The organism is Rhodoferax fermentans (assembly GCF_002017865.1).
GTDB lineage: Bacteria > Pseudomonadota > Gammaproteobacteria > Burkholderiales > Burkholderiaceae_C > Rhodoferax > Rhodoferax fermentans.
On sequence record NZ_MTJN01000002.1, the window covers coordinates 502070 to 517167 of the forward strand.

Consider the following 15098-nt stretch of genomic DNA (forward strand, 5'->3'; position numbering starts at 1 on the left):
TCTGAATAGCGTCTTGTGTGGGCAGCGTGCGCCAAGGTGGCTGATACGCGGCTGAAGCTGCGCGGTCCACGCTGATCACCAGCCCTGCCGCCAACCGTCTGGCCGTTCGAAGCACACAACAAACACCGGCCATGAAAAAAGGACTTGGCATTTCTGCCGAGTCCTTGATGTCTTTGGGTATTCATGGTGGGCGGTGGAGGCTTCGAACCTCCGACCCCAGCAGTGTGAATGCTGTGCTCTACCCCTGAGCTAACCGCCCTTGTCGTTGTAGACAAGCCCTGTATTATGCCATAGTCACGCGCATTCTGGCAATCAACTGCAACAAAAATCATATTTTTTATCTGCCGCGCAGCCGGAACAGCAAAAACTTCTGTCTATAATCTACGGCTTATTCCTCGATAGCTCAGTTGGTAGAGCGCCGGACTGTTAATCCGTAGGTCCCTGGTTCGAGCCCAGGTCGAGGAGCCAAAAATTCAAAAAAGCCCTGCCGAGAAATCGTCAGGGCTTTTTTCTTGCCCGGATAGGTCTAGTGCGGCGCCCCTGGCCCCGCATCAGTTCGGCAGCTTTGATTCTGAATATGAATTGACATGAAAACTCCGCCTGACAGTCCCTCTTTCCCATTCAGCACGTTCAAACTGGCCCTGGTCGGTAGCATCATTTTTTCCCTGCAGGGCTGTGCCGTGGTGGCTGTTGCAGATGCTGCGGTGACAGTCGTTGCCACCGGGGTCAAAGTTACTGCCAAGGCGGTCGGTGCTGTCGCCGATGCCGTGATACCGGATTCTGATGATGGCAACTAGTTTGTTCTGGAAGACGTCATTCTGGGCTCTGGTGCTAACCACCCTATGGCTGTCACTGGTTCCTTCAGAGCAAGTCCCTTCGGCCTTCCATTTCTGGGACAAGGCACAACACGCATTGGGTTTTACCGGGTTGACATTTCTTGGCCTGATGGCTTATCCGGGACGCCTGCCGAGGGTGATGTTGGGCTTGGCTCTGTTTGGTGCTGGTATTGAGGTTGTGCAGGGATTGACCGGCTGGCGGCAAGGCGATTGGCAAGACTGGATCGCCGACTGTGCGGGATTGGTGATCGGGTATTCGGTATGGCGTATAGGAAGATTGCTGGTCAGGAATCTAACCTGAATCAACTACCAGTTCGTTGGTAGCGACGCATTGACCGTAGCAATTGCAGCCGCATCAGGTGGACCGTAGCCACAACAAAAAAGGGCTGGGCTCCTGTCGAACCCTAACCCTTTGTTGCTTCCTCATGTATGGGAAGCATCATGACGGCAAACCGTCAGTCATGTGTGAGCGTCAGTGTGGTCCTTGATCATCAGCATGTCTCCTATACCGAGGTTGGGGACTCGGTTACGAAGAAATTCTGCGCCACATTGTTCGGGTAGTCAATTGTTGAATTTCCACCCTTGGGGCATTGTGGCTACCCATGCGTAAGCCTCTGTCACGACCATCTGCATTTGATGATGCTTTGTTTACGTGAATGCCCGGGCGGATTTGCACACCCCTCCCAAAGACTTCGGAGGCGAATTTGATACGCTCCCCGTCAAGGATGGAGTCAAGAAGTGAAACAGGGGGTGAATATGGCGACGGATCAAGGTCGTGTGGTTTTGGTGGCTGGCGCCACGGGTCTCATTGGAAGGGAAATCGTCGCCTTGCTGCTGGCTGACCGGACCGTCGAGTCCGTTCACTGTCTCGGTCGCCGATCACTGGCACTCAGCCACCCCAAACTCCAAAACCACGTGGTCGATTTTGCTGCGCTGCCTGCCCTTCCTAAGGTGGATGAGTGCTATATCGCACTGGGCACCACCATCAAGGTTGCCGGTAGTCAAGATGCGTTCAAAGCGGTCGACCTGGATGCTGTTGTGGCCGTCGCCAAGGCTGCAAAGATAGCAGGAGTCACCAAATTGGGGGTTGTCAGTGCCATGGGTGCTAACCCGAAGTCCCGAGTTTTCTACAACCGCGTCAAAGGCGAGATGGAATTTGCCCTTGCCAGCTTGGGGTTGAAAAGCCTGGTGATAGCTCGTCCATCCTTGCTGGATGGCAACAGGACTGCCCTGGGCCAGCCCGAGCGTGGTGGTGAGGGTCTAGGCCTGATGCTGATGCGCATACTGCGGCCTCTTGTGCCGGCAAACTACCGCGCCATCCCGGCCAAGGATGTGGCGCATGCTCTGATCCATGCGGTCCAGTCGGCCAAGCAAGGGAGCGTAAGGCTCCTGTCCGGTGACATGCAAGGTGGATGACATAGCGCTACAGCCAACACTCTGCTTTGGCAGCACACAACCTACACTGAAGCATTCACTTAAGGAAAACGATGTTTGACAAAAGCGACCAGTGGATTCATCTTGAAACGTTCGAGGACTTTGACATCGGTCTGTCGGCCCTCATTGACCTCTGGTCAAGCACCACAACCAATGCGGTCAAAGAATCGGCACTTGCTCACTTCAAAGAGGACCTGGAGGGCGCCGTGCTCAATTGGACTGACAACCGCGCCAAGTCGAAGAAATACGCGTCCATCTGCAAGGAACTGGCTGAGTTTGAGGAGGCAATCAAGTGAGTTCCGGTCTGTGCAGATAACTCCGCTATGAGAATCAATCTAGTCACACCGTTTACAGAAAAAGACGCCGTCAAAGACAACTGATTGGCTACGGAAGGCATTGTTCTGGACACTGGTGCTGGCCACACTGTGGTTATCGCTGGTGCCAGTTGAGCAGGGTCCGGCGGCCTTCAGTTTCTAGGACAAAGCCAAGCTCGCCCTTGGATTTGCCGGACTGGCATTGCTGGGTTTGATGGCTTATCACAGGCGCATACTGACGGTGTTGTTTGGCTTGATGTTGTTCGGCGCAGCTATTGAGCTTGCACAGCGGTTAACCGGCTAGCGCCAGGGCGATTGGCAGGACTGGCTGGTAGATGGCGTCGGTCTGGTCTTGGGCGCGGCATTCAGAAAGCTTGTGGTGAAGCTCAGAAACCAGCGGAGGTGATGCCACAGTCACACAGCCAGAAACACAACCACAGGCACTTGTGACTGCAGATCGTAGGCAGGCGCCACACAACTTTGTGTTGGCTGCGCCTGAGGGACAGATGCCAACCCCCCGTGTTTTACAAGCGAATCAAAGGTGCGATAAACCTTGCCCTGACAGGGGCTAAGGCACCCTACAGGAAGCCTCAAAGAAAAAGCCTCAAGAATTGCTTCTTGAGGCTTTGAATACTGGGGTGGCTGATGGGGAGCCACTGGCCACCCCCCAGGCCCAGTATCCATGCGGGTTTCAAGCCGGTTGTTACACAGCTGTGTGTAACAACTAGTGTAACAAATGAACGGTGTTTTTGGGCTCGTTTTTGGAAAAAATGGGGCCTCAAAAAGACGAAATTGAGCCAAGCGTCTAGCACCCTGTTTTAGTCACTCAATCGTGTTGGTTAGGAGATATTGGAGGCCAGCATCTTAGCCACCAGCAGCTCCTGCACGGCGTCAGCTTGCAGTGCATCACGTCTGCGTTGGGTGACTTCTCTGCTCTCCAGCCCAGACGTCCATCGCTTGAACTCGACAAAAGTTTGAGGGTCAATCGTGCGCATGGTGGCCATCTTCCCAGTAGCCGAGATGACTGGCTGGCTAAATAATGCCGATTGCGCAAGCACTGCCTCACTTCTGGCCTGGACATGCCGAAGGTCCCCTTCGGTGTTGGAAAATTGGAAAGGGTGAGTGTCTCCGGCCTCGCTCTCCACGCGCAAGAACTCCACTTCAAAACCCTTGGCGTTAATGGCACTTTTGTTGTTCAGTTCGTCATCTCTTCGCTGAAAGCTGGGGTCTACTCTCTGTAACAAGGCAAGGACTGAGCCGGCATCCCGCTGCGGGTCGACAAGAAACTCGACCCTTCGGCTAGCGTCCCAGAGCAAATTTACGTCTTGAGTAGCCACAGTGCTCGCAACTATCCGCACTCCGGCAGCGCACTCGTACGCATACAGAGCGTGGGTCCCCACCACACGAAAATGCTTCTCTAGTCCAGCTTCGCGTAAGGCGTTCAGCAACTTGACCACTATCTCAGGGGTCCGCCCGGCGCGCACAGCTTTGTTTAGTCGCTGTGCCTCATCCAGCGCGGCAGCCAGACATGACAGACGTTCCGTGGTGGTCTTTTTTCGTGCATGGAAGGCAGCATAGATGTGCTCAGACTCCAAAGAGCGAGCTCCCAGTCGCTGCTGCTTGTTGCCTGCAAGCGTCTTGACCAAATACTCGTAGGCCCCCTCTTTTTTCCAGTACATGCCCCCGGAATAAGGCTTGGCTGCGTCCAAAGCATTGAGGTACTCCGACCAGATGTTGGCAGAATCAATCGCCTGACGCGCCGTGTTGTCCGAAATAGGCAGGAATCTCATTCACCGTTGCCTTTTAAAGGTGTAAATATGGCAGGTGAACTGTTATAAATCAATAACTTACAACAATTCACCGTTGATTTCTCAAACCTCGTGTTTGACAGGCGAACCTATGCATCTAGGCCGAAGGGTACCCACATAGCCGGGCCACATGTCCAGTTTCCCAGTCTCGGGCGGCGGCGCCACACCGAACTTACGATAAAAACGCTCGAGTACTTTTACGGCGTCGTAGTGGGTACACATTGCACAAATCGCACTTTGGAATAAACTGGACGAATGTGGCTCTGTTCTCGTTATGTATTGGTTTTGACAAAAAAGGCTTCCACTTCAAGGCGGCCATTAGCCCTATCTTGTCCGAAGTGGCTAGTTCCACGGCGTCGCTGGTTTGCCGTAAGCCCAGTTCATTAGCGAGCAGCCCACGCATCGGCAGTGTGCGGCTACTCGCAGGGTAAGACACGGAGGCGCGAGGGAGTCCTAAACGGTGGGTTGCACCGGTGCCGAGGAAACTCAAGATGAAAAAACGGCGTCTGGGAGACGCCGCGTTGAGTCAGGTTACCAAGACGACTGCTTCAGAAAAGTAACGCCTTAACACCTTTAGTTTCCACCAACTGAAGCAACCTGGCGGACGCGCCACTCGGGCGGTTGTTCGCTACAGGGGACTCCCACTTTTGAACGGTCGACATGCTCACGTTTAAGAGTGCTGCAAATACAGCTTGACTCATCTTAGCAATAGCCGTGCGAATGGACACAATGCGCTCAGGCGTGTACTCAGGGGGTTCTTCGCAGAGAACCCTCATGCGAGCCATATCTGTCTTTGAAACAAGGCCGTAAGCGCTCAACTCCGCCGTTGTCTCGAGCAACTCCTGAAGCACACGTGAATTTTTAGCATTTTGATTTGTCATTACATATCTCCGTCAAGGCACCGTCTGCCTTCATTTGGTCCAATCTCGCAACATCTGCTTTCTGCAAGTTACCGCCAGTAATCTTGGCAGCCTCTTCTTCTTTCGCACTAAAGTCAGTACCGGGGTCGCTCTTTGAGCGGCCCACGACAAAGAATATGGCTTGAGCATGACGCTTGGCCACAAGGGTTCTCGTAGCGCCGCTCTTACCCATTCCAGGCATGGCAATTCTTTTCTTGCATAACCCGCCACCTAAGTCGGCCTCGAATTGGCCCTTTTCGATTTCCCGTGCAGCGACACAAAGCAAAGCGTCCGTTATCAACTTCTTCGCCCATCGGTCAAACGTTCTCGTCTTGAATACTCTTTTTGAATGCATTGTTGTTCCTAAGTATAGCATCAAATGCTAGAGTTTCAATCCTGCATATGTTTGAAAGCTCCCAATTGCCACCTTTTGTCTCATGGCACAGTCATCCCCTGTAGTCCGTTCGCGCCCATCCCGCGTTACGTATTAATGAGCTGTCTTCCAAGCGCCGATATGACGAAATATTCGGGCTTTAAGTCGCCCTTGTACCACTCGTCCAGCCTTGTCCAGGCAAGGTAATTGGGCATGTACTTGGTGGCTACGCCTCTGCGAACTCTGTTGAGCGTGGTCTTAAGGCGCTCGTGGTAGCTGTTCACGGTCTGCACGTGGTAGACACCCGAAGAGCTCACATATGCCCTAGCCTCGGCCCTCTCGTCGAAACATTTCGCGGAGTTCGCTCATCTGATTGCTGAAGGAACCCTATTTTCATGGTGCCGAAATTCGTGGAACGTAGAGCGTATCGCTCCAGCTTTGGCAAAGGCAGTCAGGGATGTGCCGGAGCACCTGCCTTTGTTAATTGATTCATGTCGAAAGAATGCGTCGCCTCTCGCCGACGCGCTGCTTGGTAAAGTCCTCTACATGGTGGAAGGTGGGGTTGAGAAGCGACTGGAAATTGGCCTCGAAGCAATAGATGCTGGACGCGCTAACAATGCGGGGATGCCAGCTTATCGGATGCTCATGGACATGTTCACGCTCAAGGTCCCTATGGGAGAGAACCAATTTGAGGTGCATCCCAAGGCGTGCAATCTGCTTCGTCAAAAACTGTACGGTCGCGCAAAAGCTGGCGGGTACCCAGCCACTGCCGCTCGAAGCATTCTCGCTTCGCTGGAGTGCGAGCGCCGGGAGCATGGACGCCCAGTCGACGAGATACGTCATCCTGACCCGAGCGATGGATTGCCATGGACAAATGCCCTTGTCTAACTCCGTAAAACTTCTCTACAGCAGCCGCATCACATGAATATTGAAATCATGCCCTTTCTTAGGCAAGTTCTTGAAGTTGGCCATGACATCAGTTCAATTTGGCTGTTTGGCTCGCGAGCCAATGGAACTGATACCGAGAAATCGGATTGGGACTTCATTGCTTTCGGCAGCGAAGGCACCCTTGAGCGACTTCAATCAGCAACCAATCTGCATCGGCAGGATATTGACTTCATGGTTGTGACCAATGGAATCGATTTTCGGAATGCTTGGGGTCCGCGACTGAAGTCTGGCTCATTGAAGACTTGGGAATGGAAAATTCTCTCCGAAGACCTGTGCGAATACATGCAATCCAAGGAGAAAGCAGGCCATGATTTTGACGTCGAATGCACTACAAAAAAAGCCATTCGAGTGTGGCCGTGACTAGCTATGCAATAGCCCTATACAACGTGGCCCGCGAAACTCCGAGATTCCGGGCCACATCTTTGCTTAGCATTCCCGAGTTGAGCAGTTGCTTAGCGGATTCCACCTTTGAGAAGTCCATTTTGGGCTTGCGCCCGCCAAGGCGCCCACGGGCCCGCGCCGCATTGAGCCCGGCCCTCGTGCGCTCCTTGATGAGCTCTCGCTCCATTTCAGCCAGAGCTGCCATGACGTGAAAGAAGAACCGACCCGCAGCGGTTGATGTGTCGATACTGTCGGTGACGCTTTTAAATTGCACACCACGGGCTTGGAAACCTTCAACCAGTTCCACCAGTCCTTTGACAGTTCGTCCGAGCCGGTCCAGTTTCCAGACAATCAGCGTGTCCCCTTCCCTCAAGTATTTGAATGCTTCGACCAGGCCCTCTTTTGTCTTGGCAGCGCCAGTGACTTTGTCAGAGAACAATTGTTCGCATCCTGCTGCCTTCAATGCATCAAGCTGCAGGTCCAGGTTTTGGTCATCAGTGGAGACGCGGGCATAGCCAACGAGCATAGGTCTACCTTTTTGGGTTGAGTTGTGATGCGGCCTTCCGCAGCATCTCGGTGGCTGTCGGAGTCATCACCCCGGCGCATTTCGGCCTAAGGGGCAATTTGAAAATTTTTGTCGCAAAAGTCATTGCTTCGTATAGCGATGCGAATTTGATATCCACACAGACTTTTGAGACAAGAAAAACAGTACTTTGAGCTGGTTTCCACATGGCATCACCAAAGTCTCACAAACGAGCGTTTGAGCGACAGTGTTTACGTATCGTCGGCATGCGGGTGCCCGAGACCGAGGAGCTCTCATGTTTACGCTGGATGTGCTGAATCAGCGGTACGGCAAAGGAGCCGTGCACATCGCAAGCGCAGGGCTCGATGGGAACCAGTGGATGTGGTCAATGAAGCAGGAGCGCAGGACACCCGGGTACACAACACGATGGGAAGACATGCCGGTTGCGCGGGCATAAAGATGTTGTGGATGCCCAGGCCAGCGCTGGATTCTCCAGACTATTGGCGGGGCAGCGAGTTCAGCAACCGGATGATTCGCGGATTCGCCTCGCCAAGTCCGACGTTTGCCCTATCAAGCAATTTGACTCCGAGGTACTGGCCAGCCCAACACGCCACCCCTGCAGACCGAGAGACTCCTGCTGAACAATGCACCAAAAGGTCCAGTCTATCTGTGTGCGCATGAAGTCGGTCCACGAATGAACGAATCGCATGTGCATGCGATAAAGACGGAACAAAATTATCCGAAAGGGCGCAGTATTGGAAGTGTTGCTCAAGCGTCGGCTCATCCGACCATGCACCCGGCATCAGACCAACATGTTCTTCGCAAACATCGAGCATGTTGACTCTCAGCACATCAAAGAATCCAGAAAAGGTAGGTAGGTCCCGTGCAGTGGAAGAGTCGTGGATGGAAATTACTGCCACACCATTCGTCGGAACAACAGATTTCACAGCTTTCAAGGACATGAATTCAACAGATTTCAACATAGCAAAAGATGCCAAAGAATTGGTAGGTCAGACTGAATTGTGCGTGTCATCTTCGTCGTTTCGACTGCAACTTTTTTCACAGGAGAGGAAGCCTGACAAAGTCAATGTTTCACGCGATTTTGAAAGTCCTCCATAAACCCATGCCATCAATCAACTAATCGTGATTTTCCGCCCCAAATCGGGCAATGTTTCACGGCAAACCTCATGGACATCGGGCACTTCCATTGAATTCATAACCGGTTACCGTAACGGTTACGGAATGTCTGGCGCTGCGATAAGCAAGCGCTCAAATCACTTGTATTCGAAGTGCCGTAAATGGCGTTGGTTCGAATCCACAAATTCGAAAATTGTTCAAGAAAACTCAAAGCCACATTTTGGAAACCCGAAATGCCATTTGGGGTGGATAACTTCCGTGATGTGAAATGAAAAAGCTCCCCTTTCCGGGGAGCCTGAATCAAAAATGGCGGTTAGAAAACTCTGTCACCACCCGAATTCGGGTGGGACGCCCATCCAGGAGCAGCTCGCAACATCTGCTCCCCTGTTACCGCTTGGTGCAAGGCGCTGAGCCAGGGCAGTCCCATTCCATCTTTTGCACCCTGCCCTGAAATCTGCGCATAGAGAAAAAGCACAAAAAGTTGGACGTCAGGGGCGGCATTGGATAGCCCGTCTGGCACGAAACCTCCCAATGACGCGTCCTGGCGAAGCCTTTTCAGCTCCCGAGCGACCCGGTCTGCGACCGGCGCTGTCGCCGGCCAAACGAAGTGGCTCAGGCGAATTTTCCCACCCATCACCATTACCAGCGCTGTCGGAATACCCAGGTACTTGGCCGCACGGTCATAAACATCTGTGCCCGCACTCGAGATTTCGGCCGGTCTGCGGCGCCACTGTCCAAGGCGCTCATAGGTGACCCCCAATTCCCTGGCTAGGTCTCCCATCTTGTGCCCCCGTCGACTTGCCATTGAAACCAGCGTCGCAATCAGCGGCTGTATGTCCAATGTGCCGTCTGAGGCATGTCGTTCCCCGTCTTTCATATCTTCCGTCTTGTCCATTCGAATGTCCTCTTGTTTGACAGCAAATTGCTGTCAAGACGTCTAGCCATCAGAAAAAAACCAGTTGAAGCATACGAAATGGGAGTTTGGAAAAGGGGGCTTCTCATTTCATATGCATGTGGTGCAGAGTTGTTCTTTTGCATGGCGACGCCACAAACGTGAGGAACATTCGATGAATCTGAGCTGGGAAATCGAACGCATCGATGCCGCACCCCGATTTGTCTTGGAACACTGGCAAGTGCTTGAAGTTGCCCCGACGGGGCCCTGCCACACCCCTCTGCCAGGCCGTCGCTTCTTGACGTTTGCGGGGTGTACTGACCATCGCGAAATCATTCAACTCTCACCAGAAATCGTTCTTTTCGACCCAACTCGAATGCTTGGGGTCAGCGCGCAGGGGGATGCGTATGGACTCGGCTATTCGTGCGGATTCACAGTGCTGATGGTCAATCAGGCGAAAAAAAGCTTTTGGCGGAGCACGCTGCGACCTCGGGACGTTACCTCCACGGTTATCGCAATGACTGGCAGCCAGGGAGTGCGCGTTCAAAGGGCTCCAGGAGACATATGAACAACAAAACACAGCGAGCAACATTAGCAAAAATCATTCAGACATACGAAGCTGCGCCTGCCAAAGGAAACACCACTGACGAGATGATTGCACGCACGGAGTACATGCTTGCAAAGCAAATGCTGAACGCTGCACAGACGGGGGAGAAAACATGGGACAGCTTCTCCATCGATGGGCCCAGAGTTAGCGAAGATTTTGGGAAATGATGTCGTCATCTCGCCGCAATGCCCTCATTCTCTTTCTCGATTTTGATGGCGTGCTGCATCATGAAAACGTGCGCATCTCAAATGGGAGCGGTCCCTTTCTGGTTGCGCCTGAGCGCTACCAGCTGTTTCAGCACGCCGAGCTACTCGCTCAACTGCTTGCGCCATACCCACAGGTGCAGATAGTGCTGTCGACATCGTGGGCCGTGCACTACGGCGTAGCCAAAGCAGCAAAGCGCCTGCCACCGGAGCTGCAGGCTCGCGTCATTGGCGGAACCTTCCATAGCCGGTATATGCGCAAAGATGATTTTCAAGCACTGCCACGGGGCAAGCAAGTCATCGCAGACGCACATCGCCGTCAACCCCGAGACTGGCTGGCACTGGATGACGCCGAAGACGGCTGGTCGGGGCCGTACGAGCGACATTGGGTACAGACTCACCAATATGAGGGGGTCTCCGCCCCGGAAGTCCTGGCAATTTTCAAGCAAAAGCTAGAAGCGATGTGCAGGCAATAATCCGTTATTGTTCATCTGACTGCCGTACATATTTCCATCTTTCGCAAACGTTTTAGACTTGAATCATGAGTACGAAAATTCGCACGAACCACGACCAGAAGTCTCAAGTGACGGTTGTGAAGGATGCTGCCGTGCGCACGCTAGTCATGTGCTCCGCGGACATGTGGGAGCAAAAACGTGCAAATCAGCGCCAAGACATCGAGGGTCTGAAAGCGGGTACTGTGTCCAGCAATGAAGTGAATTGGTTTGCTGGTGGTGTTGCACGTAGGGCAAAGCTCATCGGCTCCATTTTCTAAGGAACAGGCCTCTGCCTGCAATGCCGTCTTGCCTCGAGGCAAGACAAATATTTGTGCCCCACGAAGCTGTGCCATCAGTTGCAAATGACGTCGAGGGAGCGCGTATGAAACTTGTGCACTCCTTTCATTGCAAAGGAGTTGGCGACAAAGAGGTCTTTGCGCAGCTGAAAAATCGGCTGGCCAATCTGGCCGCGTGATGCCCAACCATTGGCCCTACAGAGTCCTCTGACCCATTTTCGTTTTCTCAACCCGCGACCAGCGGCGGCATGCAACCAGCATGCTTCTTGCCGAGCTTGCCAACCATTCCCCTGAGTTGAGGATTTTGGCTGCCAATCACGATAACGTTGGTTAATTGCAGAGTGAGCAAGTTCCGATTCTGCAAGACCGAAACCAGCTTTCCAGGTGGATAGCCCCTAAGGGCATGAACGACTAGGTGAGCGCCGCCATGGACAAAAGAATGCATCACCTTCACGGTCTCGTTAAGTCGAGCGAACTCGCGGGCTGCATCCGGGGCGTACTTCTTGATTGCGTCGAGCATGGCGGGAATGGGAGGGCCCATTTGCGGCTCTGAAAAATCCCCATCAGGTACCGGCGTGCAGAATTTTGTGACCCACTCGTCGTTGGCGCCCTGCAGTACCCATGCTGCCCTTACTACAGCTTCAAAATGGAGGCGCACGAGACTGAGTGCTGTCCCGTGCAGTCCCACCTCAATTAGAACTCTCTGGCTAATGGCGTGTTCCAGGGCCGCCTTGCAATATGCCATGCTGATTGCCAATCGCTGGGTCGATGCGTTCCAACCTGAATTAAGCAAGGCTGACACATCCTCATCAAATTCTGCCGAAAGTGCCAGTATTCGAGCAAGGTCGGCGGGCAATCCTATCGCTGCGGATGTTTGGTCGACCGTCGAAGCATTCATTCAATGTCCCATATATTGTTATCGTGAGCTGCTCACGACAAACGACAATCAGTTGTATGGTCAGTATCGTTCATATGATGCTTACTAAATTTGCTCCACCACTCCGCCCATTTGCTGCTCGTCAGCATCCGATATCGGACAGCGCCGACAATCCCTTCAGATGAGGGTAACGGCTAGCTGGTACAAGTCATCGCTCAAGGACTTGCCTGGTGTTGGCATAAACCATAAAGTTGAGGAGGACCCAGGCTTTGAGTTTGATGCATTTGCCACTTGCCAAGCGCAGACCGCTCCCGCCGTGGAGCGCACGTGCAAGGTGGAAATGGCGAGTAATGAGGACTCGCCAAATTCCCACTTTGATGCCGGCAATTTTCAGCATCTACTGAAGTTAGCGGCAGGTGATGCACACCTGAAAAGACGAAAGCCTGGGTTGCGCGCTCCCTGCAGCCGACAATAGTCACACGCATTGCATGGAATTGTGAGGTGCTTGAAATGGCTGGCATTGGTAAGGAGGTTGGCGATAACCTCTATGTCCACTTGACTAACGTAGCTGGGTTGGGGGAAGCTGGTCTGGCGCTCGTCTGCCGAGCCCTGGCCTTGCTACCCCCTGATGTGCGAGAAAGACCAAACGTTGTAAAGGTCAATAAGCGCACACAGCGAGTCTCGCTGCTTGAGTACACCGAGTTCGAGGATGAGCCATTCCCCTTGCTAAAAAGCAGTTGGTCAATGGCGACCCCAGACGCATCAGTTCTCAACTTTCGGTCCTATGTGCAGTCGGCCAACCCGCCCATCTTGCACCGCAAGGAACTTCTTGTGTCAAGCGACCATCCACGATACCCGGACTGGGCCAAGACCACGGAGACCTGCGAGGCGCTCGGGCTGTTCGAGCACCCAAAAACCATTGGGTTTCTTCTGAACTGGGAGCGAACCATTTCTCTCAAAGGTTATCGATTGGTTGGCTCCGATTTCTTGCCGTTGGGAAATGTGGAGGCAACTGACGAGACCGACGTGCGGCCCCAAGATGCGTCACCTACCATTCAACGGCATCTAACCGCTATGGCCAGGAGTTCTATTTCGGCGCCGGTACAAATGCTGGTGCGCCATGGGCTAATAGATAAGGATGACCTGTTCTTTGACTATGGCTGCGGACGGGGTGACGACCTGAAAGCATTGGCCGACAGCGGTTACGTCACGTCAGGTTGGGACCCTTACTATGCCCCAGCAAACGAATTGCCGAATAAGGCCCACGCCGTAAATCTGGGCTTTGTAATCAATGTGATTGACGACCCGGCTGAACGGGTTGAGGCAATATCCAAGGCGTTTCAGCTCACTAGTGGCGTGCTTTCCGTCGGGGTCATGCTTTATGGCCCAGAGCGGGGTGGGAAGGCGTATGGTGACGGCGTTGTTACGTCCAGAGGCACCTTTCAGAAGTACTTTAGCCAAGAAGAACTCAAAGACTATCTTGAGCAGGTTCTGCAACAAGAGGCATTCCTAGTGGCTCCTGGCATCGCCTTTGTCTTCGCAGACAAAGTGCTGGAGCAACGCTTTCTTACAGCCAAGTACAGGTCGAGAAATGTGGACTCACGCCTTATTTTGCAAAGTCGCCGAATTGTTGCTCGACGCGAAGTCCTCCGAGCACATCGAACCACAGCGAACGAACGACGCTTAGAGGCAGCGAGGCCTGTTTTGGACTTGTATTGGCAAACCGCCCTTGCGTTGGGCAGATATCCCGGCATTGAAGAGCTACCAGCGGGCTTCAGTTTCAACGGCGCAGTACCCTCGTTACGCAGAGCATGGCGCCTAATTCACGCCCACTATCCTTTGGAATTACTGGAGACGGCCTGCCAAGCTCGAAAAGACGACTTGCGACTGTACTTTGCAGTTCAGCAGTTCTCCAAACGCCCCAGGTACCGGCAATTGGAACCTAGGCTACAAAAGGACGTCGCTGAGTTCTTTGGTGACTATTTGTCTGCTCAAGCCGCTGGTCTGCAGTTGCTCCAAGGAGCCTCCGTCTCTGAAAGAATTCTTGAGGCTTGCAAGCAAGCCGCAGAATCAGGGCTGGGTGCTCTTGAAGAGGGGCACTCATTGCAGCTACACGTGGAGCTGGTAGACCGATTGCCGGTACTACTCAGGGCGTATATCGCTTGTGCAATGGTGCTTACGCAAGGCCTGAGCGATGCCAAACTTTTGAAGGTGCACATCACGTCCAGAAAGTTGTCGCTCATGGAGTTTGACGACTTTGAAGCGAACCCATTGCCCTTAATGGCACGGCGTATCAAGGTCAACCTGAGAAAGTTGACGTATGACCTATTTGAGTACGGTGGTGAGTTTCCAAAACCCATTCTGTATTGGAAAAGCTGTTACCTCAATGAAGACTCCCCGCACTATGCAGAGCAGTTGGCGTTTGACGAGGCACTTGATGCATCGGGCGTCCTAGGTGACGAAAAATATGGGCCCCGGCCCGAAGAACTGGCGGAACGACTGGAACATACACGAATGAGGGTGAAGGGCTGGGAATTGGTGCCCAGCAATACCGTACCCTCACTGGATTCGCCGTGCGGCGTTAACTTCAGCTACCGCGATTTTGTGGAGTGTGGGGAAACCCAATTGAGACTGGGATGCCGCAACATTCCCAAAAGGCCTGAAACCTACAACGCACTGCACGGTCTGGCTACCAAAATACTGGACCCGCTTATCGAGTACTTTGGCGCAATAAATCTCACCTACGGGTTCTGCTCGCATGACCTCAGCAAACACATCAAAGAGCGCGTAGCTCCGACCTTGGACCAACACGCTGGAGAAGAGCGCCTGGCCACCGGTGCATTGATATGCAAACGGGGCGGCGCTGCCTGTGATTTCTTGGTTGAATACGAGGATATGCGCGAAGTTGCTGACTGGACTGTAAAAAACTTGCCATTCGACCGGCTTTATTTTTACGGCTCAGACCGCCCCGTACATATCAGTTGGTCATCAGCTCCTGCGTTCTTAGCCTACGAGATGCTTCCTAACAAATCCGGAAGACGCATACCTCGGCCATTCAAATAACCGCAAACGTCCC

At 53.2% G+C, this 15098-nt stretch carries 19 protein-coding genes, 2 tRNA genes and 1 pseudogene; 13 read left to right on the forward strand and 9 right to left on the reverse strand.

Annotated features, from left to right (window positions below; all coding sequences use genetic code 11):
• Positions 1-184 precede the first annotated feature (184 nt).
• Positions 185-259, reverse strand: a tRNA-Val gene (locus tag RF819_RS02450).
• Between the two features lie 133 nt (positions 260-392).
• Here RF819_RS02450 and RF819_RS02455 point away from each other — a divergent pair.
• From RF819_RS02455 to RF819_RS02475, 5 genes are all read left to right on the forward strand, one after another.
• Positions 393-468 (forward strand) — tRNA-Asn (locus RF819_RS02455).
• Between the two features lie 119 nt (positions 469-587).
• The gene (locus RF819_RS02460) at positions 588-797 is read left to right on the forward strand and encodes an NF038104 family lipoprotein (protein WP_078363500.1); all 210 of its coding nucleotides are present in this window, start codon (positions 588-590) and stop codon (positions 795-797) included.
• Entirely contained in the window at positions 787-1137 is a 351-nt protein-coding gene (locus RF819_RS02465; RefSeq protein WP_078366732.1) for a VanZ family protein, read from the forward strand. The genes RF819_RS02460 and RF819_RS02465 overlap by 11 nt, the downstream gene beginning before the upstream one ends.
• A 437-nt stretch (positions 1138-1574) precedes the next feature.
• Positions 1575-2252 carry an NAD(P)H-binding protein gene (locus RF819_RS02470; protein ID WP_244899857.1) on the forward strand — a complete coding sequence of 226 codons (678 nt, stop codon included), beginning with the start codon at positions 1575-1577 and terminating at the stop codon, positions 2250-2252.
• Positions 2253-2323: 71 nt separating this feature from the next.
• Complete coding sequence (locus RF819_RS02475) at positions 2324-2566, forward strand: hypothetical protein (protein ID WP_078363501.1); 243 nt, start codon at positions 2324-2326, stop codon at positions 2564-2566.
• A gap of 857 nt (positions 2567-3423) precedes the next feature.
• On the opposite strand, the gene RF819_RS02480 is transcribed toward RF819_RS02475, so the two are convergent.
• The 4 genes and pseudogenes from RF819_RS02480 to RF819_RS21385 all read right to left on the reverse strand — a co-directional run.
• Entirely contained in the window at positions 3424-4374 is a 951-nt protein-coding gene (locus RF819_RS02480; RefSeq protein ID WP_078363502.1) for a GSU2403 family nucleotidyltransferase fold protein, read from the reverse strand.
• A gap of 566 nt (positions 4375-4940) precedes the next feature.
• The gene (locus RF819_RS02485; RefSeq protein ID WP_078363503.1) at positions 4941-5273 is read right to left on the reverse strand and encodes a helix-turn-helix domain-containing protein; all 333 of its coding nucleotides are present in this window, start codon (positions 5271-5273) and stop codon (positions 4941-4943) included.
• On the reverse strand, positions 5254-5646 hold the full coding sequence (locus RF819_RS02490) for a type II toxin-antitoxin system RelE/ParE family toxin (RefSeq protein WP_078366734.1): 393 nt from the start codon (positions 5644-5646) through the stop codon (positions 5254-5256). The genes RF819_RS02485 and RF819_RS02490 overlap by 20 nt, the downstream gene beginning before the upstream one ends.
• 125 nt (positions 5647-5771) lie before the next feature.
• Positions 5772-5975, reverse strand: a pseudogene (locus RF819_RS21385) (IS1595-like element ISCARN29 family transposase); the annotation flags it as partial.
• Between the two features lie 127 nt (positions 5976-6102).
• On the opposite strand from RF819_RS21385, the gene RF819_RS20840 reads away from it, so the two are divergent.
• Together RF819_RS20840 and RF819_RS02505 are read left to right on the forward strand one after the other, a co-directional pair.
• Complete coding sequence (locus tag RF819_RS20840) at positions 6103-6552, forward strand: hypothetical protein (protein ID WP_143541559.1); 450 nt, start codon at positions 6103-6105, stop codon at positions 6550-6552.
• A 33-nt stretch (positions 6553-6585) separates the two neighbouring features.
• A complete protein-coding gene (locus RF819_RS02505; protein ID WP_078363506.1) occupies positions 6586-6972 on the forward strand; it encodes a nucleotidyltransferase domain-containing protein in 387 nt (128 codons plus the stop codon).
• A 4-nt stretch (positions 6973-6976) separates the two neighbouring features.
• Here RF819_RS02505 and RF819_RS02510 read toward each other — a convergent pair whose 3' ends face one another.
• Positions 6977-7519 (reverse strand): recombinase family protein, encoded by a 543-nt coding sequence (locus tag RF819_RS02510; RefSeq protein WP_078363507.1) that lies wholly within the window; start codon positions 7517-7519, stop codon positions 6977-6979.
• Between the two features lie 292 nt (positions 7520-7811).
• Here RF819_RS02510 and RF819_RS02515 point away from each other — a divergent pair, with 292 nt between their 5' ends.
• Positions 7812-7973, forward strand: coding sequence for a DUF4113 domain-containing protein (locus RF819_RS02515; protein WP_078363508.1), 162 nt, complete (start codon positions 7812-7814; stop codon positions 7971-7973).
• Positions 7974-8013: 40 nt separating this feature from the next.
• Here RF819_RS02515 and RF819_RS20845 read toward each other — a convergent pair whose 3' ends face one another.
• Entirely contained in the window at positions 8014-8499 is a 486-nt protein-coding gene (locus RF819_RS20845) for a protein-tyrosine phosphatase family protein (RefSeq protein WP_143541560.1), read from the reverse strand.
• Between the two features lie 467 nt (positions 8500-8966).
• Positions 8967-9548 carry a hypothetical protein gene (locus RF819_RS02520; protein ID WP_078363509.1) on the reverse strand — a complete coding sequence of 194 codons (582 nt, stop codon included), beginning with the start codon at positions 9546-9548 and terminating at the stop codon, positions 8967-8969.
• Between the two features lie 64 nt (positions 9549-9612).
• Between RF819_RS02520 and RF819_RS02525 the strand changes: the two genes are divergently transcribed.
• The 4 genes from RF819_RS02525 to RF819_RS02540 all read left to right on the forward strand — a co-directional run bounded on the left by RF819_RS02525 (position 9613) and on the right by RF819_RS02540 (position 11127).
• The gene (locus RF819_RS02525) at positions 9613-10113 is read left to right on the forward strand and encodes a hypothetical protein (protein WP_143541561.1); all 501 of its coding nucleotides are present in this window, start codon (positions 9613-9615) and stop codon (positions 10111-10113) included.
• On the forward strand, positions 10110-10319 hold the full coding sequence (locus RF819_RS02530; RefSeq protein ID WP_078363511.1) for a hypothetical protein: 210 nt from the start codon (positions 10110-10112) through the stop codon (positions 10317-10319). The genes RF819_RS02525 and RF819_RS02530 overlap by 4 nt, the downstream gene beginning before the upstream one ends.
• Entirely contained in the window at positions 10319-10831 is a 513-nt protein-coding gene (locus tag RF819_RS02535) for an HAD domain-containing protein (RefSeq protein WP_078366735.1), read from the forward strand. The genes RF819_RS02530 and RF819_RS02535 overlap by 1 nt, the downstream gene beginning before the upstream one ends.
• Before the next feature lie 65 nt (positions 10832-10896).
• Entirely contained in the window at positions 10897-11127 is a 231-nt protein-coding gene (locus RF819_RS02540; protein ID WP_078363512.1) for a hypothetical protein, read from the forward strand.
• A 244-nt stretch (positions 11128-11371) separates the two neighbouring features.
• On the opposite strand, the gene RF819_RS02545 is transcribed toward RF819_RS02540, so the two are convergent.
• Entirely contained in the window at positions 11372-12043 is a 672-nt protein-coding gene (locus tag RF819_RS02545) for a DUF6988 family protein (protein WP_078363513.1), read from the reverse strand.
• Positions 12044-12532: 489 nt separating this feature from the next.
• On the opposite strand from RF819_RS02545, the gene RF819_RS02555 reads away from it, so the two are divergent.
• The gene (locus RF819_RS02555) at positions 12533-15085 is read left to right on the forward strand and encodes a DNA phosphorothioation-associated putative methyltransferase (RefSeq protein ID WP_078363515.1); all 2553 of its coding nucleotides are present in this window, start codon (positions 12533-12535) and stop codon (positions 15083-15085) included.
• Positions 15086-15098 lie beyond the last annotated feature (13 nt).

Bases quoted from the DNA above. Each gene is read 5' to 3' on its own strand.
- RF819_RS02460 (WP_078363500.1), top strand. From the start codon at position 588: ATGAAAACTCCGCCTGACAGTCCCTCTTTCCCATTCAGCACGTTCAAA.
- RF819_RS02465 (WP_078366732.1), top strand. From the start codon at position 787: ATGGCAACTAGTTTGTTCTGGAAGACGTCATTCTGGGCTCTGGTGCTA.
- RF819_RS02475 (WP_078363501.1), top strand. From the start codon at position 2,324: ATGTTTGACAAAAGCGACCAGTGGATTCATCTTGAAACGTTCGAGGAC.
- RF819_RS02480 (WP_078363502.1), bottom strand. From the start codon at position 4,374: ATGAGATTCCTGCCTATTTCGGACAACACGGCGCGTCAGGCGATTGAT.
- RF819_RS02485 (WP_078363503.1), bottom strand. From the start codon at position 5,273: ATGACAAATCAAAATGCTAAAAATTCACGTGTGCTTCAGGAGTTGCTC.
- RF819_RS02490 (WP_078366734.1), bottom strand. From the start codon at position 5,646: ATGCATTCAAAAAGAGTATTCAAGACGAGAACGTTTGACCGATGGGCG.
- RF819_RS02505 (WP_078363506.1), top strand. From the start codon at position 6,586: ATGAATATTGAAATCATGCCCTTTCTTAGGCAAGTTCTTGAAGTTGGC.
- RF819_RS02510 (WP_078363507.1), bottom strand. From the start codon at position 7,519: ATGCTCGTTGGCTATGCCCGCGTCTCCACTGATGACCAAAACCTGGAC.
- RF819_RS02515 (WP_078363508.1), top strand. From the start codon at position 7,812: ATGTTTACGCTGGATGTGCTGAATCAGCGGTACGGCAAAGGAGCCGTG.
- RF819_RS20845 (WP_143541560.1), bottom strand. From the start codon at position 8,499: ATGTTGAAATCTGTTGAATTCATGTCCTTGAAAGCTGTGAAATCTGTT.
- RF819_RS02520 (WP_078363509.1), bottom strand. From the start codon at position 9,548: ATGGACAAGACGGAAGATATGAAAGACGGGGAACGACATGCCTCAGAC.
- RF819_RS02530 (WP_078363511.1), top strand. From the start codon at position 10,110: ATGAACAACAAAACACAGCGAGCAACATTAGCAAAAATCATTCAGACA.
- RF819_RS02535 (WP_078366735.1), top strand. From the start codon at position 10,319: ATGTCGTCATCTCGCCGCAATGCCCTCATTCTCTTTCTCGATTTTGAT.
- RF819_RS02540 (WP_078363512.1), top strand. From the start codon at position 10,897: ATGAGTACGAAAATTCGCACGAACCACGACCAGAAGTCTCAAGTGACG.
- RF819_RS02545 (WP_078363513.1), bottom strand. From the start codon at position 12,043: ATGAATGCTTCGACGGTCGACCAAACATCCGCAGCGATAGGATTGCCC.
- RF819_RS02555 (WP_078363515.1), top strand. From the start codon at position 12,533: ATGGCTGGCATTGGTAAGGAGGTTGGCGATAACCTCTATGTCCACTTG.